Here is a 26,000-nt window from a genome sequence, read left to right as displayed (position 1 = left end):
CAGTCGGGGGCCTGCCGCGCGCGTCCCGGCCGCTCCTGGACAGGCGATCCTCCCGGCTGTTGACAAGGCTGCTGATAGTGTTTGCGATGATCATCACACCGGCCCGCAGCCGCGGCGCCACGCACGGAACAGGCCCCAAAAAGCAGTGACTGACAAGACGGAAGAATCCCCCGCGGGACAGGAAAATCCACCCGCTGTTCCCGCGCAGCGTACGGGGCCGGAGCGGCCTGTCCTGGTCCGGCGATCAGGCGCCGCGGCTGCCTTGGGATCCGTATTACGAAGGCTCCGCCAGCCGCTGCCCGGTGCGCAGCCCCGGCTCCGCTTTGAGATGCCTCCCGAGTATTCACAGCAGGAAGAGTCTGCCGACTCCGATTCGGTGCAGTCACCTCCGCAGTTTGGCCAGCCAGGTCCACGAATCTCGCCGCAACACCCGCTCTACCTCGGGTTCATGGGCACAGTGGGCGTGGGGCTGGCGCTCCTGGTCTACTGGATCGGCTCCAACACCACCCAACTACTCCTCTGGATAGTCGCAGCCCTCTTCATTGCCCTGGGCCTGGATCCGGTGGTCGGCTGGCTTGAAAGCAGGAAAATTCCGCGCCCTGCCGGCATCCTCGTCTCGGTGTCAGTGCTGGTCACCGCGGTGGTGGGATTCTTTGCCACCCTGATCCCCACCATCGTGGAGCAGGTCACGGAAATCGTCCAACAGGCACCGGTCTGGGTGCGCGATTTTATAGATTCGGACTTCTTCCGAAGCGTGGATGACCAGTTCGGCGTCCGGGACCGCATCGAGGACGAACTGGATAAGTTCGTCAATAACCCCGAGGCCATGGGCGGCATCTTCGGTGGGGTGGTGGGATTCGGCTCAACGGTGGCCAACGGGCTGTTCGGCACCCTGATCGTCCTGGTGCTGAGCCTCTACTTCCTCGCGGCGCTCCCGGCCATGAAGAAGTGGGGCTACCGCCTGGCACCCCGGTCGCGCAGGCCGCGCGTGCAGGCGCTCTCCGAAGAAATCACGCGCTCGGTGGGCAACTACGTCATCGGACAGGCGTGCGTCGCGTTGCTCAATGCCACCTTCGCGTTTGTGGTGATGTCCATCCTGGGCATCCCGTTTGCCGTCCTGCTCGCCTTCGTGGTGGCTCTGCTGGCATTCATCCCGCTGGTGGGCGGACTGATTGCGGCGGTGGTGGTGCTCCTGGTGTCGCTGACGGAGGGTTGGCAGACGGCCGCGATTTACGCGATCTGCTACTTCGCCTACCTGCAGTTTGAGGCGTACTTCATCTCGCCCCGCATCATGCAGAAGGCCGTGGCAGTGCCGGGAGCCGTAGCCGTTATTTCCGTGATCGCCGGCGGCAGCGTGCTGGGCATCCTGGGCGCCCTGATAGCAATCCCCACCGCAGCCGCCATCCTCCTGCTGGTCAAGGAGATCTATATCGTCCGCCAGGACAAGCACTAGGCCGCAGCAGTGGCTGCCGGGCCGTTCCATTCCTGAGGCAGGCCTTCCGGGCCGGATCCAGCCTCCGTAACCTCATCCACGATTTCGTTAAGTACCCGCGCGGCGTACTTTTCGCCCACCCAAAGGTGCTTGGCGCCGTCGACCCCCACAACGCGGGCCTGCGGCACCAGCCGGAAGCGGTCCGCCGCGGCCTCGGGCCGCAGATAATCATCGTGTTCGGGCACCAGCACGGTCAGGGGTTTGCCGCTCGCCGCCCAGGCACCCAGGTGGGCATCCGTTGCCCGGTGCAGCGGCGGGGACAGCAGCACTGCCCCTTCGACCTGGGAGGCCACCGGTTCTACTGCGCCGTACATCAGTGCGAGTTCGGTGCCGAAGGACCAGCCCACCAGCCAGCGGTTCGGGAGCTGGCGTTCGACGGCGAAGCGGACGGCCGCCTCGACGTCGAACCTCTCGCCGATCCCCTCCTCGAAGGCTCCCTCGCTGGTGCCGCGGGGAGAAGAGGTTCCGCGCGTATTGAACCGCAGCACCGCTACGCCCGCCAGTGCCGGAAGCCTGTACGACGCTTTCCGGTACACGTGGGAGTCCATGAACCCCCCGTGCGTGGGCAGTGGGTGAAGCGTGATCAACGTCGCGGTAATCTCTCCGGACTCGGGCAGCGCCAGTTCCCCCACCAGGGTGTGGCCGTCTTCGGTGCGCAGCTCAACGTTTTCGCGCCTCGCGGGGAGAACGGTGGAGGCACGAATGGGTGCAGGGCCAACAGGAACGGTGAACTCGTACGACGCCGGATCAAAAGTCATGCCTGCCAGCTTAGCGACTTTGCGCTGCCGGGATTGTCCCTTGGCGGCCACCGGTTTACCGGTCTGCTCAGCGGTACCGGTAGCTGCGTGACATCCAGCAGTTCGTGTGCCAGTGGCGGCGCTCGGCCAGGCCGGCGGCCGCGCCGAAAAGGTGGTCATCCTTCCACACCACCAGGTGCGCAATCCCGGGCAGTACGGCCGTGGAGCAGCCAGGGCAGACGTACGTCTTTTCCGCGTTCCGGGCCGTCATGGTCCGGACCATCCAGTCGCCGTCGGGGGCGCTTTCGCGGCGGGCAATGCCCGCCCGGGCCCGCTCCAGGTCAAGTTCCGGGACCTCGCCGTTTCCCTTCTTGCCTGCAGCTGCGCCCGGTTTTCCGGAGGCAGGGCGGCGGGGGCGGTTCGAACGCGGCATGCCTCCATTCTGCCCCAGCCCCGGTAGTGTGTACGGCGTGCGACTTGTCATAGCCCGATGCTCCGTTGATTATGTTGGCCGGCTCAAAGCCCATCTCCCCCTTGCCGCCAGGCTCCTGCTGGTCAAGGCTGACGGGTCGGTGCTGGTCCATTCCGACGGCGGCTCCTACAAACCGCTGAACTGGATGAGCCCGCCGGCAACTTTGCGTGTGTCTTCCCCGGAGGACGTTGATCTCGAACTGGGAGTCACGGAGCAGTGGACCGTCCAGTCCGCCAAGACCGATGACCGGCTCATCATCAACATCCATGAGCACCTTCACGAGTCCTCCCATGATCTTGGTGTTGACCCGGGCCTGATCAAGGACGGCGTTGAGGCGGATCTCCAGCGCCTGCTCGCGGACCAGATAGAAACCCTCGGTTCCGGCTTTTCACTGATCCGCCGGGAGTATTTCACCGCCATCGGCCCGGTGGACATCCTGGCACGCGACGCCAGCGGGGCCACCGTGGCCATCGAACTGAAGCGCCGCGGCGACATCGACGGCGTTGAACAGCTCACCCGCTACCTTGAACTCCTGAACCGTGACCCGCTGCTGGCACCGGTCCGCGGCATCTTCGCCGCCCAGCAGATCAAGCCCCAGGCCAAGGTCCTGGCCAATGACCGCGGCATCGACTGCGTCACCTTGGACTATGACGCCATGCGCGGTGTGGACGACAGCGAATCCCGGCTTTTCTAGGCACTTCAGTACGGCGAATCCGGAGATGCGGCCGTTACAAGGCCCTGACGAGGGGTTTAACGCTTGTTTTACGCAAAATTTACCGGATTGGCTGTCTGGACCGTTGACCTGAGGGTAGTGACATGAAATTCTTATCTGAGTCTTTGTGTAGGTGTTTTTCATGCTCGCAAGACATGTTGCGAGCGCGAAGCTCCTGCAGGGCCAGTTCCTAGGAACGGCAATCCAGGATTCTTCTCGCGGAGTGACCAAGGCCAGCACGAGGTGTGCTGGACTTAAAAGTTCCATTATGAGGAGAAATAAATGGCACAGGGAACCGTCAAGTGGTTCAACGCTGAAAAGGGCTTCGGCTTCATCACCCCGGATGACTCCGATGGCGATGTCTTCGTTCACTACTCCGAGATTCAGACCGGTGGCTTCAAGACCCTCGACGAGAACCAGCGTGTTCAGTTCGAAATCGGTCAGGGCGCCAAGGGTCCCCAGGCTACCGGCGTGACGCTGGTCTAGTCCCTCGCCTGTCGGCCGCACGTGTGCGGCCCCCGCGAATTAATGATCCCCGGCATAAATGCCGGGGATCATTTTTGTTATTTACCAAAAGCCAAATGTGGCGGGCCTTCCGTTATGGCATTCCCCGAAGACTTCCCCAGTCATAAATGTTTTGTCCCACCATGGGGCCGCTTGTCAGTTCACCAGTTCGCGGAGGAGCCTGGCGCCCTGCCGCAGGGACAGCCCCGGCAGGTACGCCCTGGTGAGCGCCCTGCCAATGGCCGGAAGGTGCAGCGGGTCCTGGTAGTAGAGGTACAGAGTGCGGTACTCCGGCTTGAAGCGTGACTTGAAGGCAGCCAGCGAACGGAAACCATAAACCGGCTCGAGCGCATGTCCGACCACATCCAGGATGCGGACCAGATTCTCCGCATGCACCGGGCCGGCCCGGCCGCTCCCCTGTCCGTCCGCCTCCCCGCTCGCCTGCCCATCCTCCGGGCGCCGCGCCAGCGGAGATCCGGACAGCGAAATGACCTCCACCGACTTTCGTAGCTCCAGCACTGCCGAGGCAATCAGGAACTCCATGACTCCCGGGAACCCGCCGGCTCCGCGGCGCATGACGTCCAGCGTGCGGCTGACCAGCTTGCCGCCGTCGTACACGGGAAGCCAGCTAGTCACCCCATGTACGTTGCCGTCCCTGTCAACGGCAAGGCAGCACAGCACGTCGTCGTCCATCAGCTCATCCAGCCCGCCGAGGGTAAAGCCCATTTCGGGGACGGACTTTTCGGCCGCCCATTCCTCCGATACTTCGCTGAGCTGGCCGCGCAGGGCCTGTGGCAAACCGTGATAGCTCCCCCAAACAGCGGTGACGCCCATTTTCGCTGCACGGTTCAGTGCGGTCCGCACGTTCTGCCATTCCTTCCCACGGAATTCCAGTTCGCGTACCGCAAGCCTGGTCTCTTGGGCAACCGCCACCCGGTGGAAGCCCCGGTCCTGCAACGGTGGCCAGAGGCTGGAGTCGCAGGAATAGAACGCGGGAATGAGCGCATGCCGGCTGCAGTGTGCAAGGAAGCCTTCAGCAACACCGGAACGCGAGGCCCGCGCGCCAAAGGGTCCGGCAAGGGTAAGCGCGACGCTACCGTGCTGCTGGTACGCGACGGCACCCCTATGATCCGGGCTGAACCAGTACACGTTGGGTTCCCACAAAGCCATCCAGGACAATGAATCGCCGCCCTCCTGCAATAGCCCTCGCACCCTCGCCCTGTCGGACGCGCCGGCATCGCTGCCATGGTGCCGCCCCAGCAGTACGAACCAGACGCCGGCCAGGGCAATCACCCAAAAAACGGGACCGGAGAAGGCGAAGATGAAGGACTCTGCGCCGTCGCGGTCTGCGAACACCCTGCGATAAAGGTTGGGGATGGGAACGGGCAGGTATTGCCGCGACAGTTCAGCAAGCAGTCCCAAGGGGCCGCCGTCGCGGGTCATTCCGCCCGCGCTGAGCCACGCCGCACTGTAGCCTCCGGCCAGCAACAGCAGGGCCCCGCCCAGCACAGCCATGAGCGTTCGACGGGCTTCAGGGACGGTCTCAACCCTGAACTGCCTGCGGTTGGCCCACAGCACGGCGGCCAGCAGCAGGGGCACCGTCACGAGTGGCAGGATGTGCGCGAACCCTGACCCCATCGCCGCCGTATGCGGCCGCGACGGATAGTGCGGGATCAGCGCAAAAAGCGCCAGGTAGACGGCCGCCAGCGCTGTGACGGCCAACTGGATCACCAGCGTGATGCGCAGGGCAAGCCGCCGCCCGCGGCGCATTCCGTCCGCGCAGATCAGCAGCAGGATGACGGGAACGATCGCCAGGGCCAGCCCCACCGGTCCTGCGAAACCCTGCCGGCCCGCCTCCAGGCAGGATGCCTCAACCGTGGAACCGCAATAGGATTCCAACTGGCTCAGCGTAGGCAGCGGATTCAGGACTACGTCGCGCAGCAGGGCAAGGGGACCGGTGGGGGTCCTCGCCACGGCCGTAAGGATGGGTCCAACGGCAAAAACGGCCACTGTCAGGGCGAGCAGGTTGCGCGTTTCGCGGCCTGTGGAACGGTGCCGGTGCAGGTGGCCGTGCTCGCCCTGGATCCACCAGCCGGCGACGAGGCCAAGGAGTGCCCCCAAGAAACCAATCACTGTTTCCGGGTGGCCAACATAGAGCACAAGGAGAAGCGATACCGACACCAGCCCCGTCCGCAGGCGCCTCTGCCAGAGGACTGCGAGCCGGCCGCTCGCGGCGAGGCCAACAGCGAGAACGGCGGCGTAAGGGCCGATGAGGTGGCTGTCCGCCATCAGGCCCAACCAGCCATCGCCTGCGTATCTGGCCACCTGGGTGATCAGGAGGAAGAGAGTTACAGAGCCGAACTGGCCGGCGGCAAAGAACACAGCAGCCTGCAGTGTCCCAAGTTTTCGCTCGGCGAGTCCCAGCAGCAGGAGGATCATCAGTGATGCCGTCAAATAGGCCAACGGGTTGGTGGCGAAAAACATCGACGTAAACAGCGACCACCACAGGCCCGACTTCAGTCCCGGCCCGCTGACGCTGGCGAGGTCCAGCATGGTTTCCGGCGGACCGGCAAGATAGCTTCCGGTCAGGGCTCCGGTCAGAATGAAGGCCCCCAGGACGCCCAGGGTGAAGGGAATCGAGCTGAGGCGCGCCTTGGAGCGCTGCCACGCCGGCCGGCCCACAGTGGCCCAGGCGAGTGAGGCCGTCCGGACATCGGTTCCGGCACTCATGACTTGATACCCCAGCGGGCGGCCAGGAACGCAAGCCCGTCCGCCATCCCGCGGGACGGCGTGTCCCAGGAGTGGCCGGCATGCTGGACTTGCGTGGCTTCGACAGTGAAGCCGGCCTTCCTGGCAGCCTCGGCAAGGGTGTCCATGTATTCCACAAATTCGGGGTCCCGCTCCCCCGCTGCGAAGTACACTGCTTTGGCGTCAAACCGCTGCTGGTTCATCCTGGTCAGCGGGGTCTCGCGCTCAAAGGCAGCGGTGTCTCCGGCATACGCCGCGTCGATGGTTTTCTGCCGTTCCTTGGCAAGGGCCGGTTCGAGTTCGCTGGAGAACGCCAGCACAGAGCTGTAAAGATCCGGGTGGCGGGTGCCCATCTGCAGGGCGCAGGTTGCACCGAAAGAAAATCCGCCCGCAGCCCATTGCCTGTGGTCAGGGTCCACATCCAGGGTTGTGTTGATCCATGCCGGAAGGTCCACGGACAGGTAGGTGTCCGCCCGGGCTATCCGGCTGTCCAGGCACAGCGTATTAGCCGACTGTGTACCGTTGGGGTCCGCCACCACGACAACCGGCGCAATACCGCCGTGGCCGGAGGCAAACGTGTCCAGGTGTGTCCTCAGTGCGCCGCCGGTGAGCCAGTCGGCTGGACCGCCGGGCTGTCCGGAGAACAGCACGAGGACCGGAAGCGCGGGCCTGTTGGTGGCGAAATAGGCCGGCGGCAAGTAGATGTAGGCTTCCCGCGTCTCCAGCCCCGAGGCCGTTCCGGGGATGGTTGCCTTTCGGAGGGCGCCCTCGTCAGGCACCTCCCCCTGCGGGGCCCAGCCTGCCAACGGCACGGGAGAGGGGCCGCCAGGCTGGCGAGTCAGGGCAGGCTCCAGAGCCGGGATCCGGGCCAGCGCGGTGCCCATGAGGTCGCTGACTGTCCGGTTGAGGCCAAAGTACGCGTTGATCTGGACTCCGGACAACAGGAGCACCAGCAAGAAAGCAACAATACCGGCGCCCCGCGCCCGCTGGGTGGACCGCGGCAGGCGGATCAGCGCCAGGATCAGGGCGGCTACAGCTGGAACCGCCCAGAGCAGGACGTCATCCGGAAGGTCCTCCGGGAAAGTCGAAAAAACGTCGATCAGCGCCCAGTGCACCAGGCCCACTACGGCGAAGCCGCCGGCAACGGAGACTAGGACTGAGAGCCACCATGGACGCGGTCCCTCAGCTGCGGGGCGCCACAGCAGGTATACGGCTGCAGCCGCCCCCAGTGCCGAGGCGGTCCAAAATACCGGTCCGTCAGTCAGCCGGACATCAGCAATGAAGTCCACGCCGGCTAGCGCCAGGTTCCGACACCGATGACCGGCCCGGCTTCCAGCCAGGATGAGAGCCCGGTGTAGGCATCGAACTTCATGGCCAGCCGCAGGTCCTGGCCCTCATAACGCAGTTCCACAATTACGACGTCGGGCTGGACTTTCACAGCCTCTGCTTCGGTCGGCTTGCGGCGGCCAAGCAGCTCCAGGGAACTTCGCTTGAACTTATGCTTGGGCCGGACACTGAGGGAGAGCAGCCGGAACCACTCAAGGTCGTTGTCCTGATAACGACAAACCCCCATCTGCCAGCTGTTTCCAGCTACGCAAATGGAGGCGTCCACCGTGCCCAGGGCACGCCGCAAATTGAAGCGGCGCACCCCGGAAAGGCACAGTGCAAATATCAGCAATCCAAAGGCGATTGCCATGGCGATGAACGGAAGACTCGGTGCGTCCATCAAGGTCGTGCTAGCGGATCCCAGCAGTAGCCGCGTCACCCAGCTGGGCGTTGTCAGCAACAATAACCACGCGGTTGTTGTCGACGGAGAAGAATCCGCCGTCAACAACTACGGCAATACGGTCACCGGAAACCGGCTGGATGGCCAGTTCACCTTCGGCCAGGATCGCCAGCAGGGGCGAGTGGCCGGGCAGGATTCCGATCTCACCATCGCTGGTGCGGGCCTTGACCATCGTGGCCGCTCCGGACCAGATAAAGCGGTCCGCTGCGACAATCTCAACCTCAAGCTCAGCCATATTACTTGGTCTGTTCCTGGATCTTGGCCCACTGGCGCTCAACATCATCCAGGCCGCCGACGTTGAAGAACGCCTGCTCTGCGATGTGGTCAAGGTCGCCGTCGCAGATCGCCGTGAAGCCTTCGACGGTGTCCTTGATGGAAACCGTGGAGCCTTCGACGCCGGTGAACTGCTTGGCGGTGTAGGTGTTCTGGGACAGGAACTGCTGGATGCGGCGTGCACGCGACACGACGATCTTGTCCTCTTCCGAGAGTTCGTCAACGCCGAGGATGGCGATGATGTCCTGGAGTTCCTTGTTCTTCTGCAGGATCTGCTTCACGCGGACAGCCGTGTTGTAGTGGTCCTTGCCGATGTACTGGGGATCCAGGATTCGGGAAGTCGACGTCAGCGGGTCAACGGCCGGGTACAGACCACGGGAGGCGATTTCACGGGAAAGTTCCGTGGTCGCGTCGAGGTGTGCGAAGGTCGTGGCCGGGGCCGGGTCGGTGTAGTCATCTGCGGGAACGTAGATAGCCTGCATCGAGGTGATGGAGTGGCCCTTGGTGGACGTAATGCGCTCCTGGAGGAGGCCCATTTCGTCCGCAAGGTTGGGCTGGTAGCCCACAGCCGAAGGCATGCGGCCGAGGAGGGTGGAAACCTCGGAGCCTGCCTGCGTGAAACGGAAGATGTTATCGATGAAGAGCAGCACGTCCTGGTTCTGGACATCGCGGAAGTACTCCGCCATGGTCAGGGCCGACAATGCCACGCGCAGGCGCGTTCCCGGCGGCTCATCCATCTGGCCGAATACAAGGGCGGTGTCCTTGAGGACTCCAGCCTCTTCCATTTCAACCCAGAGGTCGTTGCCCTCGCGGGTACGCTCGCCCACACCGGCGAATACGGAGGTACCACCGAAGTTGCGGGCAACACGGGTGATCATTTCCTGGATCAAAACGGTCTTGCCCACGCCGGCACCGCCGAAGAGGCCGATCTTTCCACCCTTGATGTACGGGGTGAGAAGGTCGATCACCTTGATGCCGGTTTCCAGCATCTCGGTGGAGCCTTCAAGCGAAGCGAAGGCAGGAGCCTTGCGGTGGATGGGCCAGCGTTCGCTGATCTCCAGTTCCGACTCGGCAACGTCGAGGGGCTGGCCCAGGACGTTGAAGATGTGGCCCTTGACGCCGTCGCCAACAGGCACGGAGATCGGGGCGCCGCTGTCCACCACGGACGTGCCGCGGACGAGTCCGTCGGTAGCCTGCAGGGAGATGGCGCGGACGAGGTTGTCACCCAGGTGCTGGGAGGTCTCGAACGTGATGGTCTTGGTGACACCGTTGAGGGTGATCTCCGTGGACAGGGCATTGTAAATCGACGGGATTGCGTCAGCCGGGAATTCGACGTCGACAACCGGGCCAATAACACGTGCAATACGGCCGGTGGCACCGGACGTTGCGGCTACGTGTTCGGTAGCAGTGGCAGTCATCTCTCTCACTTCACTCAGTAGATGGCGTGGGGTTAAGTTTATCTGTTGTGGTGCAGGTCCCGCGGGAACCGAAAATGCCGAAGGCTAGGACGCGAGGGCGTCGGCGCCGGCAACGATTTCGGAAAGCTCCTGCGTGATTTCAGCCTGGCGGGCCGTGTTGCGCAGACGCGTGTACTTCTTGATCAGGTCCGTCGCGTTGTCGCCGGCGGACTTCATCGCCCGCTGGCGCGCAGCAAGCTCGGAAGCTGCTGCCTGCAACATGGCTGCGAAGATACGGGATTCGATGTAGCGCGGCAGCAGGGCATCAAGAACCTGCTCCGATTCCGGTTCGAATTCGTACAGCGGCAAGAGCTCCGATTCCGAAGCGGCCTGCTCTTCAACGACCTCGAGCGGGAGCAGGCGGATAACCGTCGGCTCCTGGGTCACCATGGACTTGAAGCGGGTGTACACAACGTGGATTTCATCCACGCCGCCCTCTTCGTAGGCCGTTGCGAAATCCGTCAGCAGCGCTTCCCCGACTTCGCGCGCAGTGGCGAATTCAGGGGCGTCAGTGCCACCGGTCCAGACCCGCGCATACTCGCGGTTCCGGAACTCGTAGTACGCCTGTCCCTTGCGGCCGACGAGGTAGGTCTTGACTTCCTTGCCTTCAGCATGGAGCAGCTCGTTGAGACCTTCCGCCTGCTTGAGCACACTTGCCGAGTAGGATCCTGCCAGGCCACGGTCCGAGGTAATTACCAGGACTGCGGCACGGCGGATCTGCTCCGGCTCAGTGGTCAGCGGGTGGTCGATTTCGCTTTGGCTGGCGACAGCAGAAACGGCGCGCGTGATGGCGTTCGCGTAAGGCAGTGAAGCTGCTACGCGCGCACGGGCCTTGCCGATGCGCGAGGTAGCGATCAGTTCCATCGCCTTGAAGATCTTGCGCATCGACGTGGTCGAGCTGATCTTCTGGCGGTAGACCCGAATCTGGGCTCCCATACTTATCCTTTCCTAAGATTCCGTAGACCGGGTGCGCCGGACCCGTGGGTCCGGCGCACCCCGTTCAACGGAACTAGCGCTTCTGCTTGACGATTTTTTCCTGGTCGACTTCGCCCTCGGAGATAGCATCATGCTCCTCGTGGCCAGCCCCTACCAGGCGGTTGTCACCCTCGCCGAAGAAACCCTTTTTGAAGTCCACGATGGCGGTCTTCAGTGCTTCTGCGGTGTCGTCGCCCAAAACGTTGGTCTGTGCCAGCGTGGTGAGGATCGAGGACTTGTGCTTGAGGTGCTCCAGGAACTCGGACTCGAAGCGGCTGATGTCTTCCACCGGCACGTCGTCGAGGTATCCGTTAGTGCCTGCCCAGATGGACACAACCTGGTCTTCGACCGGGAACGGCGAGTACTGGCCCTGCTTCAGCAGTTCCATCAGGCGGGCGCCACGGGTGAGCTGCTGGCGCGAAGCTGCATCCAGGTCCGAGGCGAACATGGCGAAAGCCTGCATGTCGCGGTACTGGGCCAGGTCCAGCTTCAAGGTACCGGAGACCTTCTTCATGGACTTGACCTGGGCAGCGCCACCAACGCGGGACACCGAGACACCAACGTCAACAGCGGGACGCTGGTTGGCGTTGAAGAGGTCCGACTGGAGGAAGATCTGGCCGTCGGTGATCGAGATCACGTTGGTCGGAATGTAGGCGGAAACGTCGTTTGCCTTGGTCTCGACGATCGGCAGGCCGGTCATCGAACCCGCACCGAGCTCGTCGGAGAGCTTGGCACAACGCTCCAGCAGGCGGGAGTGCAGGTAGAAGACGTCACCCGGGTAGGCTTCGCGTCCCGGCGGGCGGCGCAGCAGCAGTGACACTGCGCGGTAGGCTTCGGCCTGCTTGGACAGGTCATCGAAGATCACCAGGACGTGCTTGCCGCCGTACATCCAGTGCTGGCCAATGGCCGAACCGGCGTAAGGGGCCAAGTACTTGAAGCCTGCGGGGTCGGAAGCGGGAGACGCCACGATGGTGGTGTACTCGAGTGCTCCGTGGTCCTCAAGGGTCTGGCGGACCGCTGCGATGGTGGAAGCCTTCTGGCCAACACCGACGTAGACGCAGCGAACCTGCTTGGAGACATCTCCGGAAGCCCAGTTGGCCTTCTGGTTGATGATGGTGTCCACGGCGATGGCCGTCTTACCGGTCTGGCGGTCACCAATGATCAGCTGGCGCTGGCCACGGCCGATCGGGATCATGGCGTCGATGGCCTTGAGTCCGGTCTGCATCGGTTCGTGGACCGACTTGCGCTGGGTGACGCCGGGAGCCTGGAGTTCAAGCGCACGGGTGGTCTCAGCCTTGATCTCACCGAGGTCATCGATCGGCTGGCCCAGCGGGTCAACAACGCGTCCAAGGAACGCGTCGCCTACCGGCACGGAAAGGATCTCACCGGTGCGGTGGACTTCCTGGCCTTCTTCGATGCCCGTGAAGTCACCGAGGATGATGACACCGATTTCGCGGACGTCAAGGTTCTGGGCGAGGCCCAGCGTGCCGTCCTCGAAGCGAAGCAGCTCGTTCGCCATGACCGAGGGAAGGCCCTCAACACGGGCGATGCCGTCACTTGCGGTGGTTACGCGGCCAACCTCTACGCGCTCTGCGTTTCCGGGTTCGTAGGACGCCGCGAACTCGTTCAACGCATTACGGACGTCGTCGGCGTTGATGGTCAATTCGGCCATCTGCAGTCCCTGCTCTCCTGTTTTCGTGATCATCGTTGCTCACGATGACCGGGGTTTCTATCAGTTAAGTTGTGCTTGTCCGGCTAGCCGGCCAGTTGGCGGTGAAGCTGGCCCAGACGGGAAACAACGGAAGCGTCAAGCACTTCGTCGCCTACCTGGACACGGATTCCGCCGATCAGTGCAGGATCAACGTTGATGTTGACCTTGAGCTCGCGACCATACAGGGAGTTGAGCCCTGCCTGGAGGCGGCTGAACTGCGTCTCCGTCAAAGGACGGGTGACGCTGACCGTTGCAATCCAGCGCTGCTGCCGCTTGGCCGCCAGCTCGGCGAACCGCGCCACCAGCCTGGTCGGCTTCAGGCCTCGGGGCTGCGAGACCGCCTGGCCGATGAGGACTTTGGCTTCCTCGCTTGCGCCAGGAACCAGCCTTTCGGTGAGGGTGGTCTTTGCAGCACCGCTTGCCTGTGGTTCGGACAGGGCACGTTGTACCTCGTGGCTGGAGGCAACGGCCTGGTTGAAGGAGAACAGATCGTTCTCCAGCTCTTCCAGCCCAGAGATTCCGGAGGCAGAAACGGCAGACTTGTTTTCAGCGACGGCGATGACCACCGTTGCGGCAAGAGTCTCGAGTGCATCGCCGATGTCTCGTGCCGATGCCCAGCGCAAACTGGCCAGTCCGCCCGCGATATCCGCAGCATCAGCGGAGACTTTCCCGCCAAACAGCTGCTTGACCAGCGCCGACTTTTCGTCACCGCTACGGGACGGGTCAGTCAGGGCGCGGCGCAAGCCAGCCGAGCTGTCCACCGTTCCCAGGATTCCGAAGAGTTCCTTAGCCAGCTGCAGTGAGGCGATGGGAAGCTTGGCTTCCAACGCGGTCAGTGCCGTGGCCAGCGATCCGCTCGATACACCTGCCATTACTGAGCTGCACCTGCGTTCTGGTTCTCCAGATCTGCCAGGAAGCGGTCAACGACGCGAGCCGAACGCTCGTCATCGGTGAGTGCTTCACCAACAATGCGTCCTGCCAGGGTGGTGGCGAGAGTGCCCACCTCGGAGCGCAGGGACACAACTGCGGCCTGGCGCTCCGATTCGATCTGCACGTGTGCCTGAGCGGTGATGCGGGCGGACTCTGCAGCCGCCTTTTCCTTCAGGTCAGCAAGGATCTGAGCGCCTTCTGCACGTGCTTCCTCGCGGATGCGGTTGGCTTCTGCGCGGGCGTCAGTCAGCTGCTGCTTGTATTCCTCGAGTGCAGCGGAGGCCTCAGCCTGGGCCTTTTCAGCCTTCGCGATGCCACCTTCGATGGCCTCGGCACGCTCTGCGAATGTCTTCTCGAACATCGGGACAATGAACTTGACCACGATGTACATGAGGACAGCAAAGCCGACGAGGACGACGCCCATTTCCCAGACATTGGGCATCAGGGGGCTGGTTTCACCCTCTGTGGCGGCTGAGATGATCAGCTGATTCATAATTCACCCGTCCTTATCTACTCGGTTCTGGATGTTCGCTTGTTCTGAAGTCAGACTAGAGAACGAAAGCGAAGACCAGGCCGAGGATGGCGAGGGCTTCAGTCAGCGCAAGGCCGAGGAATGCGATCGGCTGCAGGACGCGCTGTGCTTCCGGCTGACGTGCTACACCGTTGATGTAGGCAGCGAACACGAGACCCACACCGATACCACCGCCGATTGCGGACAGACCGTAACCTACGAGGTTGAGATTGCCTTCCATTTTATTCCTTTCAAGATGCCATCTGTGTGGCAGGTTGTTTGGTTTGCTTCATCCCCGCAAGGGGAAGATTTTGGGAGCCTAGTGGCTGTCCGCGTGCAGAGCGCCTTCGATGTAGATGGCGGTCAGCAGGGTAAAGACGTACGCCTGAAGCGCCATGATCAGGGCTTCGAGCATGTACATGGCGATGGCGCCGACCAGGACCAGGACCGAGGTGCCCTTCAACAGGAGGTTTTCCTGCATCACGAGGTACTCGATGCCGGAACCGGCAAGCATCACGATGAGGTGGCCGGCCAGCATGGTGGCAAACAGACGGAGGCTGTGCGTGACCGGACGAACCAGGAAGTTGGAGATGATCTCGATCGGAACCACGATGGGCAGGATGTAGAACGGGACTCCGGACGGCACGGTGGCCAGCTTGAAGTACTTGATGCCGTTCTTCTTGATGCCGATGGCAATCCAGGTGAAGTAGACGATGCCCGCAAGGACATACGCACCGCCGACGTGCGAGAAGCTCGGAAGCTGGATCACGGGGATGGCGCCGTAAATGTTGTTCACGAGAATAAAGAAGAAGAGGCTGAACAACAGCGGGACATACTTCATAAAGTCTTTGCCGCCGATAATGTCCTTGGCGATGCTGTTACGCACAAAGCCGTAGGCCATTTCACCAGCGAACTGGAGCTTGCCGGGGACAAGCTGCTGCTTCCGTGCAGCTAGCAGAAAGAATGTGGCGATAATGACGACCGACAGGATTACCAGCAGCATCTGCTTGGAGAATCCGTCTGCCGCCCCCCACGGCAGGATTGCCGGCAGGTGCATTTCTTCAATTCCAGGAGGAGTGAACTCTCCTGAATCTTGGGCCGGGAGCGCAAGCGCGATCAACGCGTTTCCTCTCTGCAGTGTCCATCATTGGGCGTTGGTCGGGGATCCGCGGATTTGCGCTCCGCTGTTCCCCGTGTGAAATTATTTGGCATTAGTGTTTCCGTCCGCGGACGGGCCGCTGTCTGCGCCGCTCTTACCGGCTGTGTTTCTGAGACTGGTAAGGCCATGCATGTGGGAAAGATAAAATCCTCCGACAGCTCCAAGCAGAGCGCCTGCGAGCACGATCCAGCGGGTTCCCCACAGATTATCCAGACCCCACCCTATCAAACTCCAGACGATGATTCCGCCAATTATGTAGCTGAAGACGGCCATCCCGGCGTTGTATCCGCCGTCGTTGTTTTCAGTGGATACACCGGGTGCGGAACCGGTTACGCGAGGCTTTGACGGGCCCCTGTTTCGCTTCCGGTCAGACATCGCGTGGTTCCTTGGTCTCGGGGTCGTTGTAGATCTGCAACCGTGCCTTGCTGAAGCCGTAGATCTCCGCACCCTGCCAAAGTACGACGGCGGCGACGGCCCCGATCAGGAACCATCGGCCGTGAAGCCACTCCGGAGCACCGATAAGGAACAGGACGACGGCGAACCCCACGACTTTGATGAAATATGTCGCAACAAAGACGCCGATGGCGCCCGATGGATTGCTGCGCCCGACGAAATGGCCCACGAGGAGGCTGATGCCGAAGAACAGCATCACCAGCAATCCGCCCAGCACAGCCGACAGGGCACCATTCACGCCGTCCAGGAACGCCGCAACCACGGAACACAGGACCAGGCCTGCCCCGGCGGCCAGCGAGCTGAGTACAAGAAGGCGGAGCCACAGTGACCGGGTGGGACCGGAGACACCAACGGGTCCGTTGCCGGACACGGGTCCGGAGTCGGCGTTGGAGGTCATATGATCCCAATCGTCGGTACCAAGGCAAGGAGCCAGGGGCGTGGTGGAGGTCAGCTTGAGCTGCCCCTAAATTCTACACGAGATAGAAATATTTCCGAACGCCGTTACGCCGCGGGTTCCTCTTTCCTTCGCCGCAGGTACGGCCACGCCGTCACGAGGCCCATCACCAGGGTGGCGAAGAGGTCAACAGAGAGCACAATCTGCCACGGGAACACTGCAAAAGCCAGCCCTCCGAAGGACAGGATGGCAGTCCACAGATACATGAGGATCACCACGGTCCGGTGCGAATAGCCGATATCAAGCAGTTTGTGGTGGAGGTGCCCGCGGTCCGCCGACCACGGGGAACGTCCGCGTGCCGTGCGCCGAACAACGGCGAGGCCCAGGTCAAGCAGTGGGAGGAACAGTACTGCGAAGGGCAGCAGGATGGGTATCACGGTGGAGATACCGTTGGCCCGGTCATACAACCCTGACGTGATCTGTCCGGTGGAGACAATACCCGCGGAGGCCATGAGCAGGCCGATGAGCATGGCGCCGGAGTCCCCCATAAAGATCTTGGAGGGGAACCAGTTGTGCGGCAGGAAACCTATGCAGCTGCCCACCAGGACCACCGTAATCAGCGTGGCGAGGTCCGATTTATCCAAGATGACGGATGTGCGGTGGACCCAGTAGGCGGTGAAGAAGAACGCTGTGCCGCCGATGATGGCCACGCCGGCAGCCAGTCCATCAAGGCCGTCGATGAAGTTGAAGGCGTTCATGGTGGTCACGATCAGCCCCGCGGTCAGCACCACCCGAAGCATCTCATTTTCCAGGGTGATCGGTTCCGGTACCCAGGGAACAATCGTCATCTGGACTCCCCAGATGGCTACCACCAGGGCTGCCGCACTTTGCCCGATGAGCTTGACCCACCAACGGATGTCCAGCAGGTCATCGGCTATACCTACCAGCACGATCAGCACGGCTCCGGCGAGGATTCCCCACGGGGAAAAGTTGTTCCGGTAGATGTCCTTCACGAAGAAGGATTGGCTGGCCACGATCAGGGCCACCATCACACCAAGGAAGATAGCCACGCCGCCCAGCCGTGATACCGGCGTCGAATGCATGTCGCGGCTGCGGATGGGCATGTGGAGCTCGAGCCGGTTTCCGATAACCCGGGCACCCCAGGTTGCCGAGTAGGACACGACGGCAGCCGTCAAGCCCATGAGCAGGTACATAATCATGCGATGGCGGCCATTTCGTCAGTTCCTGCCGTAGCTCCTGGAGCTACGGCAGTGCTGGGGCTGGGCAGCCACAACAGCGGCTGTTCCGTGGTCGATGGGCTCACTGGCAGGGGATCTGTTCTTCGATAAATGAAACTTCTCCGTCGCCGGGCGCGCAGCAGGCAGTGCATTTTTTTCTTGTACGCAGTGCCTTACACGGCTGTATTACAGTGGACTCTAGTCAAAGATACTAGCGCCAACGGCTTCATGGCTTCGCGCCACACGGCGCACTGCGAGCGGGGAATTCCCTGTCAGCCATGCTGAAAGGAAGTCCATGACCCCCCGTATTGCTGTTGCTGCGGTGACCTTCGACCGTCACCGGGAGCTGTCCACCCTGTTGGACGCCATCAACGCCCAGTCCGCATCCGTGGACACCATCTGCCTGGTTGACAGCGGCACCAACCCCGCACGCGACGTAGCCAGTAAGCATTCCAACGTGGACTATGTCCGGTCCGAGGCCAACCTGGGCGGCGCCGGCGGCTTCGCCCTGGCGGCGCTCAAGGCCGTCGCAAGCGGCGCAGACTGGATCTGGATGATGGACGACGACGCCGAACCGGCTGACCCGGAATGCCTGGCCACCCTGCTTCGCGAAGCTGAAGCCCGCGATCTGGAGGCCGTGGTACCCCTCGTTGTCGCGCCGGGCCAGCCCGACCGGCTGTCGTTCTTCTTCCGCCTGGACGGAAAAGTCACCCACGACCGCGCCGAACTGGAGAAGGTCGGTTTCCTATTGGATGACGGACATTTCTTCAACGGCGCGTTGATCCGCTCAGACGTCTTCTTCAAGGTGGGCCTGCCGGACATGCGCCTCTTCATCCGGGGCGACGAAGTGGACTTCACAATCCGGCTCCGCAAGGCGGGCATCCGGTTTGGCACCGTCACAACCACCGCCATCACGCACCCCCACGCCTTCGCCGAAACCAAACACGTCTATGGGGCCGGCTGGCATGTCATCGTGCCGGAGTCGGCCTTCAAGCGGTATTACTACTACCGCAACCGCGGTTATCTGATCCGCCGGTATTTCCGGGTCAAGTCCTTCGTGGCCGACGTCGGCGGCTACGTTGGCTATTTTGCGCAGCGCCGAGACCTGCCCGGGTTCCTGGACTGGGCCAGATCGTTTACCACCGGGCTGCGGGCCAAGGGATTTGCTCCGCTGGAAGAGCAGAAGTTCTAGGACGTCCGCCTGAGGCGGCGCCGTGCGAGCAGCCACAGCAGGACCCACGGCTCGCCAAAGACGCGGTAGGCCACCCTGCGCGGGTGCAGGACCAGGCGCCAGGCCCATTCGAGCCCCAGCCGGCCCAGCCAGCGGGGTGCCAGCTTCTGGATTCCGGCGAGCTGCTCGATCGCCCCGCCTACGGCGCAGTAAATGGCCGGCGGCAGGGTATCCAGCCTGCGCTGCAGCACTGATTCCTGCAGCGGCATGCCCAGTCCCAGGAGCACCAACTGGGGACGCTGTTCGGTGAGCCAGGCGGCGGCGGTGTCCTCGACGTCGTCGTTCCAGCCTTCGCCAGGAAAGCCTGAGACCGCCGCGGACGGGACAATGCCCTCCAACCTTGCTACGGCCTTCGCGTTGGCCTCGGCGCCGGCGCCGACCACTGCGATCCGCTCCAGGCCGGCCAGCCGCCCCAGGGCGGGAATCCAGTCCGTTGACCCAAGCCGGTACTCCATGACCGGCCCGGAAGCCTGCCCGGTACGGCCCCAGAGCCACAGCACTGGCGCTCCGTCCAGAAGCACAACGTCGCTGTCCTCGTAGAGGCGGCGGAAGCCGGGATCCGAATGGGTCAGTGTCACGCTATGCAGGTTATGGCCGACGACGGTCCTTGTGCTGCCGTCGTTAACGAACCCCTCAAGGACATCAATCAGTTCGTCCACCCTCAGGGGCGTGGCGTCAACACCGAGGACAGGAATGGCCTGGCGGAGCAGGGTCATCAAGCGTTCGGCTCCTGTTTCGGACCGGTTGGCTCCCCCGCCGTTGCGCCTGTAGGGCCTTCATCCAGGGTGGCTTCAGCCAGGGGGACTTCATCCAGGGGGGCCTCATCCACTTCAGAGTCGCCTACTGGCGCCTCGTCCGCAGGTTCCTCGGCCATAGGGATCTCACCGAGCCCCAGCACCCCTGGAACGTGCTCGCGCAACTGTTGGAGGGTCACGGCGCCGTTCCGAACCACGCGGAGCAGCGGACCGGTGGCATCAACAATTGTTGAGGGAACACCCTCAGTGCCCTCAAGCGGCCGGAATCCGCCTTCAAGGTAGACCTCCACGGACTCAGCGAGCTGTTCCCGCGCCTCGGCGGCGGTCTGGGCCGCAGCGTGGCCGGTACGGTTGGCCGACGACACCGCCAGCGGACCGGTCAAGGTCAGCAGTTCCTGTGCCACTTCATCTGCGGGCATCCGGAGGGCTACCGTTCCCTTCGTGTCGCCGAGGTCCCAGTCCAGGGACGGCTGGGCGTGCAGGATCAGCGTAAGTCCGCCGGGCCAGAAAGCTTCAGCGAGTTTGCGGGCGTCCGCTGACACGTCTGTGGCTAGACCGTCGAGGGCATTGATCCTGGGGATGAGGACCGGCGGCGGCATGCTGCGGCCGCGCCCTTTGGAGACCAGCAGCATGGTGACAGCCTGCGGCGAAAAGGCATCGGCAGCGATCCCATAGACAGTGTCCGTGGGGAATACGACGCATTTCTGTTCGCTGATGGCACGCTGGGCATGTTCCAGTCCCAGGGCGCGCTGATCGTCTGACGTGCAGTTATAGGTTGTGCTCACTGCCTCATTCTTTCATCACTCGTGGTCCAGGCCGGAAAGCACCGCGCTGGTGGCCCGTTCCTTGCCGTTGAGATCCAGGTGCGTGGTAATTCCGGTCCACACACCGGACCGCGACAACATCGCCTTGATCCAGCCGGCCTGGACCTCAGCATGTTCCATCACGAAGTAGCCCCCGGGAACCAGCAGCCGCGCCGCGGAAGCTGCCGCCGCCGTCGGGAGTTCCATGCCATCCGCTCCCCCGCCGTACAATGCTTCCGGCGGATCGTGGAGCGCAACTTCCGGCTCGTTGGGAACGGCTTCGGCCGGGATGTACGGCGGATTCGAAATGACGACGTCGAAAGTTCCGTTAAGTTCGGGAAGCGCGTCGCGCAGGTCCCCCAGGACGAGGTTCACACCGAGGGGAGCGAGGTTCTTCGCCGCCCACGCGTGCGCGAACGGGCTGTACTCCACGGCGTGCACGTCCGAGCCCGGAACCTCATGGGCAATGGAACCGGCAATCGCGCCGGAACCTGTGCCCAAATCCACAATCCGCGGGTGTTCCATGCCTTTGACATGGTCGATGACCAGCTGGACGACAGACTCGGTTTCGGGCCGTGGGATGAAAACGCCAGGTCCGACGGCGAGTTCCAGGTAGCGGAAGTGCGCAACGCCCGTGATGTGCTGGAGTGGGGTCCGCTGCGCGCGTTCGGCCACGAGGTCCGAGTAGCCCTCCGGCGCCGGGGAGTTCCCAAGCATCATCGCCCGGAGCCGGCCGAGGCCGACGCCGAGCAGGTGTTCGGCGAGCAACTCGGCGTCGACACGGGGACTGGGAACTCCGGCTTGCTGCAGTATGGTGGTGGCCTCACTGACGGCTGCCGCGAGGGTCCGCTCCGAACCAGTCATCTCTTGGGAGGGCTATTCGCCGATGGCGTCCAGGCGTGCCTGTTCGTCCATCTCGATGGCGGACTGGATGACGGGCTCGAGGTCGCCGTTCATGACCTGGTCCAGGTTGTAGGCCTTGTAGCCGGTACGGTGGTCCGCGATCCGGTTTTCGGGATAGTTGTAAGTGCGGATGCGCTCCGAACGGTCCATCGTACGGATCTGCGACTTGCGCTGGGCCGAGTTCTCGGCGTCGATCTGCTCCTGCTGGTGGGCCAGGATGCGGGCCCGGAGGACGCGCATGCCCGCTTCGCGGTTCTGCAGCTGCGACTTTTCGTTCTGCATAGCCACCACGATCCCCGTGGGAAGGTGGGTGATGCGGACGGCGGAGTCAGTGGTGTTCACCGACTGGCCACCGGGTCCCGAGGAACGGTAGACGTCGATCTTGAGATCGTTCTGGTTGATTTCGAGCTCTTCGGGCTCGTCAACTTCAGGCAGCACCAGCACGCCGGCAGCCGAAGTGTGGATACGGCCCTGCGACTCCGTCACGGGCACGCGCTGCACACGGTGCACACCACCTTCGAACTTGAGCCGTGCATAGACGCCTTCGGCAGGATCGTTCGAGTTGCCCTTGACGGCCATCTGGACGTCCTTGTAGCCGCCCAGGTCAGACTCCGTGGCCGAGATAAGTTCGGTCTTCCAGCCGCGCGATTCCGCGTACCGGGTGTACATCCGCAGCAGGTCGCCGGCGAACAGCGCAGCCTCATCGCCGCCCTCGCCGCCCTTGACCTCAAGGATCACGTTGCGGGCGTCGTCAGGGTCGCGCGGGATGAGCAGACGGCGCAGCTTCGCGGAGGCCGTCTCGAGCGCAGCCTCCAGTTCAGGCACCTCGGCAGCGAACTCGGGGTCCTCCCCCGCCATTTCCTTGGCAGCAGCAAGATCATCCCGGATGCCCTCCCACTTGTGGTAGGCCTCAACAATGCCGTTCAGCTGGGCAGACCGCCGCCCCAGCTTCCGGGCCAGCCGCTGGTCAGCATAAACAGCAGGATCCCCAAGCTGCGCCTGGATAGCATCATGCTCATCAAGCAGGCCCTGTACGGACTCAAACATTTTCAAAACCTTTCGTTCTGCACCCATTTTAGTGGGGCACAGGAATCCATCCCAAAGCGGCCGGGCACACGGTGAACCGGGCACCCGACGCGTGGGTTTTCCGCCCCGGGAGTGGCATCGGGCCTGCCGAAGCGTGGTGGCCAAGTCCGTCAGGACATGGCCACCACGCGAAGGGGCGGGGGCGGAAAACCCGCGTGGCGAACCACGCGAGGCAACCGCACCCCGCCCCTGAAAACAGCTACTTGTCGTTATCCGACTTCGCACCAAGCGTCGTCTTCTGGACCTGCATGAGGAACTCGACGTTGCTCTGGGTCTCCCGGATCTTGTTGGTCAACAGTTCAAGGCTCTGCTGCGTTTCGAGTCCGGAGAGGACGCGGCGCAGCTTCCACATGATCTTGACTTCCTCGGGGGAAAGCAGGTTCTCTTCGCGGCGGGTGCCGGAAGCGTTGACGTCCACGGCCGGGAAGATGCGCTTGTCAGCCAGCTGGCGGGACAGGCGGAGCTCCATGTTGCCGGTGCCCTTGAACTCTTCGAAGATGACCTCGTCCATCTTGGAACCAGTCTCCACAAGGGCGGTTGCCAGGATGGTCAGGGAGCCACCGTTTTCGATGTTCCGGGCTGCACCGAAGAAGCGCTTCGGCGGGTACAGCGCGGCGGAGTCAACACCACCGGACAGAATGCGGCCAGAGGCCGGTGCTGCCAGGTTGTAGGCGCGGCCCAGGCGGGTCATGGAGTCCAGGAGGACCACCACGTCCATGCCCATTTCCACGAGGCGCTTGGCGCGTTCGATGGAGAGTTCGGCCACGGTGGTGTGGTCATCGGCCGGACGGTCGAAGGTGGAGGCAATAACCTCACCCTTGACCGTGCGCTGCATGTCGGTGACTTCTTCGGGGCGTTCGTCAACGAGCACCATCATGAGGTGGACCTCAGGATTGTTGGTGGTGATGGCGTTGGCGATGGACTGCAGGATGAGCGTCTTTCCTGCCTTCGGCGGGGAGACGATCAGGCCGCGCTGGCCCTTCCCGATCGGGGCAACCAGGTCGATGACGCGGGGGCCGATCTTCTTGGGGTCGGTCTCGAGGCGCAGGCGCTCGGACGGGTACAGCGGAACCAGCTTGGCGAACTCGACGCGGTCCTTGAGTTCTTCGGAGGTCTTGCCGTTGACTGATGTCACGCGGACCAGGGCGTTGAACTTCTGGCGGGCTGACTGCTGGCTGCGGTCTTCGCCGTCACGCGGAGCACGGATGGCTCCAACCACGGCGTCGCCCTTGCGCAGGTTGTACTTCTTGACCTGGGCGAGGGAGACATAAACGTCGTTCGGGCCCGGGAGGTAGCCGGAGGTGCGGATGAACGCGTAGTTCTCCAGGACGTCCAGGATGCCTGCGACAGGCAGCAGGACGTCGTCCTCGGTGACCTCGACGTCGTCGACGTCCGGTCCCTGGGCGCGTCCCCGACGGCGGTCGTTGCGGTCGCGGAATCGGTCATTGCGGGAGTTGTCCCGGCTATCCTGGCCGCCTGAGCGGTCATTGCGGTCGTTCCGGTCCCGGCGGTTGCGGCGGTTCCGGCGGCTTCCGCCGTCAGAATCATCGCTGTCGCGGGTGTTGTCGCGGGAGTCGTCCCGACGGGCGCCTTCACGCTGGCCAGCCTCACGGCTGCCTGCGTTGTCGCGGCCGCCGTCGGTGGTCTCGCGAACGGCGGTGTCGCGGCCACCGCGGCTACGTCCGCCTTCACGGCGGTCGGCACGCTGGCCGTCGCCGGCTTCTGAGCCTTGGGCGTCGGTGCGCTGGGTTTCAGTGCGCTGGGTTTCAGTGCGCTCCGCGTGGCGCTGTTCGGCAACGGGCTGTTCGGCCGGTGTTTCGACAGCTTCGGCGGTCTGCGGGGACGCAGCAGCTGCTTCACCGCGGCGGCGGTTGCGGGTGCGGGGCTGGCGGCGTTCGCCGGCGCCTTCTGCTGCCTCGCCGGCCTCGGCGGGCTGGGAGGCCGGAGCTTCGGCGGGGGCAGCGGCCGGAGCCTCGCCGGCTGCTTCCGCCGGAGCGGCGGCAACAACGCCGTCGCTGACTGCCCGGCGGCTGCGGCCACGGCCACGTGCACGGGTACCTTCGGCGGCCGGGGCCTCCGCGGTTTCGCTCGCTGCAGCGGCGGGTGCAGTCGCAGGCGCGGCAACAGTGGGAGCGGCGTGGTTTTCAGTCGCCTTTCCGGCAGCCTTGGCCGGGGCCTTGGTGGCCGGAGTGCCTGCACGATGGGCGGAGATGGCCGTGACCAGGTCCCCCTTGCGCATGCGGGATCCGCCGGAGATACCTAGCTGGCTGGCAAGAGCCTGCAACTGGGCGAGCTTCAGGCCGGCGAGGCCGCTGCTCTTGGCGGGTGCGGCCGTTGACGATCCGGCAGCAGAAGATGATAGTTCCACAGCTGGAGACAGCTCAGTGGTTTCGGTCACGAAGGATCCTTCCCCCTCGACGGCGTCCAGACTGGGAGCTGGACGCGATGATTTGATCTGGGCTGCAGTTCAGATCTGCAGCCGGAAATTCGGCCTTGCCGGTTGGATTTCGGCCAGCAGGGCCGGATACTGATTCACCCACGCTCCGATTAATGGCGAAACGCTGGACTGACGGTTCAGGGGCAGACACTTCATGCTGCAGATTCCTGCGACAGACCAAGCAGGCGGCACCGGAAGATGTTGCGCAGTAGGAGATCAAATAACAACTGAATGCAGCTGCAGATCAGATAGGCGGAATCACCGCCGGTGCAAGTCCACCTTAGCACCTTCAACGTCCACTGCGAGCTTCAGCACGCGCCAGGCGATATCCGGCGTGTTTGACGCCGTAAACGCATTGATAAAGTCCACGACTGCGGAGGCTTCAGCTTGGCCGTTGGCCAGCACCAGGACCGTGGGCCCGGCACCCGAGACAACGGCCGCATATCCGGCTTTCCGCAGCGCGCTGATCAGGGCTGCGCTGGGCCGCATGGCTTCCGCGCGGTAGCTCTGGTGCAGGAAATCCTCGGTGCCGGCGAGCAGGAACTCCGGCTTCTGCGTCAGTGCATGGATCAGCAGGGCAGCCCTGCCCGAATTCATGGCGGCGGCATGGTGGCCCACCGAGGCAGGCAGGAGCGCGCGGGCGGCCTCCGTGGACAGTTCAAAATCAGGCACCGCCACAATCGGGATCACCGACTCCAGCACACTGGCACACGTGCTGCTGTACTGGTCACTGTCCTGCCAGGAGAGCGCCAGCCCACCGAAAATGGCCGGTGCGACGTTGTCCGGATGGCCTTCCAGCTCGCTGGTGAGCTGGAGGATCCAGTCGCGCCCACGCTGTCCGGCCTCCGGCACCATGGCGTTGGCCGCGGAGACTGCAGCCACCACAGCCGAGGCCGATGAACCCAGGCCCCGGCCGTGCGGGTTGACGTTTTTCGCGATAATCTTCAAGCCGCCATGCCGGTAGCCCAGTCGCTCGAAGGCGGCTTCCATGGCCCGGATAACCAGGTGGTTGGCATCGCGCGGCAGCGTTTCGGCTCCCTCGCCGCTGAGCTCGAAAAGCAGTTCGTCGGTTTCGAGGCTCTCCACTGTCAGGGTGTCATGCAACGCCAAGGCCAGGCCAAGGCTGTCATATCCGGGACCGAGATTGGCGCTGGTGGCCGGGACCCGGACGGTGACGCGCTGTCCTGCCTCGATGAGGGGCAGGCCAACAGTGGTGGGCGAGGTGGTTTCCAC

General features: G+C 63.4%; 26 protein-coding genes. 4 read left to right on the top strand and 22 right to left on the bottom strand.

Translation table 11 applies throughout. The annotated features are described in order from the left end of the window. The first annotated feature begins 145 nt into the window (after positions 1-145). Positions 146-1,453: an AI-2E family transporter gene (locus V9L18_RS03980; protein WP_376044095.1), complete on the top strand. Its 1,308-nt coding sequence runs from the start codon at positions 146-148 to the stop codon at positions 1,451-1,453. Here the strand turns inward: V9L18_RS03980 and V9L18_RS03975 are convergent. Both V9L18_RS03975 and V9L18_RS03970 read right to left on the bottom strand, forming a co-directional pair. After that, positions 1,450-2,250, bottom strand: a complete 801-nt coding sequence (locus V9L18_RS03975; protein WP_337345863.1) for an alpha/beta hydrolase — start codon at positions 2,248-2,250, stop codon at positions 1,450-1,452. The two genes, V9L18_RS03980 and V9L18_RS03975, sit on opposite strands and share 4 nt — an antisense overlap. Before the next feature lie 67 nt (positions 2,251-2,317). After that, on the bottom strand, positions 2,318-2,662 hold the full coding sequence (locus V9L18_RS03970; RefSeq protein ID WP_337345862.1) for an ATP/GTP-binding protein: 345 nt from the start codon (positions 2,660-2,662) through the stop codon (positions 2,318-2,320). 37 nt (positions 2,663-2,699) lie between these two features. Here V9L18_RS03970 and nucS point away from each other — a divergent pair, with 37 nt between their 5' ends. Next, complete coding sequence (gene nucS, locus V9L18_RS03965; protein WP_337345861.1) at positions 2,700-3,395, top strand: endonuclease NucS; 696 nt, start codon at positions 2,700-2,702, stop codon at positions 3,393-3,395. Between the two features lie 300 nt (positions 3,396-3,695). After that, positions 3,696-3,899 carry a cold-shock protein gene (locus V9L18_RS03960; protein ID WP_011692441.1) on the top strand — a complete coding sequence of 68 codons (204 nt, stop codon included), beginning with the start codon at positions 3,696-3,698 and terminating at the stop codon, positions 3,897-3,899. A 174-nt stretch (positions 3,900-4,073) separates the two neighbouring features. On the opposite strand, the gene V9L18_RS03955 is transcribed toward V9L18_RS03960, so the two are convergent. From V9L18_RS03955 to V9L18_RS03890, 14 genes are all read right to left on the bottom strand, one after another. Continuing rightward, a complete protein-coding gene (locus V9L18_RS03955; RefSeq protein WP_337345860.1) occupies positions 4,074-6,647 on the bottom strand; it encodes a bifunctional lysylphosphatidylglycerol flippase/synthetase MprF in 2,574 nt (857 codons plus the stop codon). Then, positions 6,644-7,954, bottom strand: coding sequence for an alpha/beta hydrolase (locus tag V9L18_RS03950; RefSeq protein ID WP_337345859.1), 1,311 nt, complete (start codon positions 7,952-7,954; stop codon positions 6,644-6,646). The genes V9L18_RS03955 and V9L18_RS03950 overlap by 4 nt, the downstream gene beginning before the upstream one ends. Positions 7,955-7,959: 5 nt before the next feature. Next, the gene (locus tag V9L18_RS03945) at positions 7,960-8,391 is read right to left on the bottom strand and encodes a DUF2550 domain-containing protein (RefSeq protein ID WP_131131696.1); all 432 of its coding nucleotides are present in this window, start codon (positions 8,389-8,391) and stop codon (positions 7,960-7,962) included. Positions 8,392-8,401: 10 nt separating this feature from the next. After that, positions 8,402-8,686: a F0F1 ATP synthase subunit epsilon gene (locus V9L18_RS03940; protein WP_131131695.1), complete on the bottom strand. Its 285-nt coding sequence runs from the start codon at positions 8,684-8,686 to the stop codon at positions 8,402-8,404. Position 8,687: 1 nt separating this feature from the next. Further along, positions 8,688-10,142 (bottom strand): F0F1 ATP synthase subunit beta, encoded by a 1,455-nt coding sequence (gene atpD / locus V9L18_RS03935; RefSeq protein WP_337345858.1) that lies wholly within the window; start codon positions 10,140-10,142, stop codon positions 8,688-8,690. A gap of 84 nt (positions 10,143-10,226) precedes the next feature. Continuing rightward, entirely contained in the window at positions 10,227-11,117 is an 891-nt protein-coding gene (locus V9L18_RS03930) for a F0F1 ATP synthase subunit gamma (RefSeq protein ID WP_337345857.1), read from the bottom strand. Positions 11,118-11,190: 73 nt separating this feature from the next. After that, entirely contained in the window at positions 11,191-12,828 is a 1,638-nt protein-coding gene (gene atpA, locus V9L18_RS03925; protein WP_337345856.1) for a F0F1 ATP synthase subunit alpha, read from the bottom strand. 83 nt (positions 12,829-12,911) lie between these two features. Continuing rightward, positions 12,912-13,739 (bottom strand): F0F1 ATP synthase subunit delta, encoded by an 828-nt coding sequence (locus V9L18_RS03920; RefSeq protein WP_337345855.1) that lies wholly within the window; start codon positions 13,737-13,739, stop codon positions 12,912-12,914. Beyond that, positions 13,739-14,290 (bottom strand): F0F1 ATP synthase subunit B, encoded by a 552-nt coding sequence (locus V9L18_RS03915; protein ID WP_337345854.1) that lies wholly within the window; start codon positions 14,288-14,290, stop codon positions 13,739-13,741. The genes V9L18_RS03920 and V9L18_RS03915 overlap by 1 nt, the downstream gene beginning before the upstream one ends. A gap of 55 nt (positions 14,291-14,345) precedes the next feature. Beyond that, complete coding sequence (atpE, locus tag V9L18_RS03910; protein WP_009356484.1) at positions 14,346-14,549, bottom strand: ATP synthase F0 subunit C; 204 nt, start codon at positions 14,547-14,549, stop codon at positions 14,346-14,348. Positions 14,550-14,627: 78 nt separating this feature from the next. Next, positions 14,628-15,428, bottom strand: coding sequence for a F0F1 ATP synthase subunit A (gene atpB / locus V9L18_RS03905; RefSeq protein WP_337345853.1), 801 nt, complete (start codon positions 15,426-15,428; stop codon positions 14,628-14,630). An 81-nt stretch (positions 15,429-15,509) separates the two neighbouring features. Next, positions 15,510-15,842, bottom strand: coding sequence for an AtpZ/AtpI family protein (locus V9L18_RS03900; RefSeq protein WP_337345852.1), 333 nt, complete (start codon positions 15,840-15,842; stop codon positions 15,510-15,512). Then, positions 15,835-16,317, bottom strand: a complete 483-nt coding sequence (locus V9L18_RS03895; RefSeq protein WP_337345851.1) for a hypothetical protein — start codon at positions 16,315-16,317, stop codon at positions 15,835-15,837. The genes V9L18_RS03900 and V9L18_RS03895 overlap by 8 nt, the downstream gene beginning before the upstream one ends. A 104-nt stretch (positions 16,318-16,421) precedes the next feature. After that, positions 16,422-17,534, bottom strand: a complete 1,113-nt coding sequence (locus V9L18_RS03890) for an MraY family glycosyltransferase (RefSeq protein WP_337345850.1) — start codon at positions 17,532-17,534, stop codon at positions 16,422-16,424. 313 nt (positions 17,535-17,847) lie between these two features. Between V9L18_RS03890 and V9L18_RS03885 the strand changes: the two genes are divergently transcribed. Then, positions 17,848-18,744 carry a glycosyltransferase gene (locus tag V9L18_RS03885; RefSeq protein ID WP_337345849.1) on the top strand — a complete coding sequence of 299 codons (897 nt, stop codon included), beginning with the start codon at positions 17,848-17,850 and terminating at the stop codon, positions 18,742-18,744. Here V9L18_RS03885 and V9L18_RS03880 read toward each other — a convergent pair. The 6 genes from V9L18_RS03880 to thrB all read right to left on the bottom strand — a co-directional run bounded on the left by V9L18_RS03880 (position 18,741) and on the right by thrB (position 26,000). Next, entirely contained in the window at positions 18,741-19,499 is a 759-nt protein-coding gene (locus tag V9L18_RS03880) for a WecB/TagA/CpsF family glycosyltransferase (protein ID WP_337345848.1), read from the bottom strand. The genes V9L18_RS03885 and V9L18_RS03880 overlap by 4 nt on opposite strands. Further along, the gene (locus V9L18_RS03875; protein WP_337345847.1) at positions 19,499-20,323 is read right to left on the bottom strand and encodes an L-threonylcarbamoyladenylate synthase; all 825 of its coding nucleotides are present in this window, start codon (positions 20,321-20,323) and stop codon (positions 19,499-19,501) included. The genes V9L18_RS03880 and V9L18_RS03875 overlap by 1 nt, the downstream gene beginning before the upstream one ends. Positions 20,324-20,338: 15 nt before the next feature. Further along, positions 20,339-21,205 (bottom strand): peptide chain release factor N(5)-glutamine methyltransferase, encoded by an 867-nt coding sequence (gene prmC, locus V9L18_RS03870; protein WP_337345846.1) that lies wholly within the window; start codon positions 21,203-21,205, stop codon positions 20,339-20,341. Between the two features lie 12 nt (positions 21,206-21,217). Continuing rightward, a complete protein-coding gene (gene prfA / locus V9L18_RS03865; protein WP_337345845.1) occupies positions 21,218-22,291 on the bottom strand; it encodes a peptide chain release factor 1 in 1,074 nt (357 codons plus the stop codon). Between the two features lie 238 nt (positions 22,292-22,529). Continuing rightward, positions 22,530-24,728, bottom strand: a complete 2,199-nt coding sequence (gene rho / locus V9L18_RS03860; protein ID WP_337345844.1) for a transcription termination factor Rho — start codon at positions 24,726-24,728, stop codon at positions 22,530-22,532. Positions 24,729-25,025: 297 nt separating this feature from the next. Further along, a complete protein-coding gene (gene thrB / locus V9L18_RS03855; protein ID WP_337345843.1) occupies positions 25,026-26,000 on the bottom strand; it encodes a homoserine kinase in 975 nt (324 codons plus the stop codon).

This window comes from Pseudarthrobacter sp. CCNWLW217 (assembly GCF_037203985.1).
In the GTDB taxonomy this organism is placed as follows: Bacteria; Actinomycetota; Actinomycetes; order Actinomycetales; family Micrococcaceae; genus Arthrobacter.
This window is presented reverse-complemented; position numbering and strand designations above follow the sequence as displayed.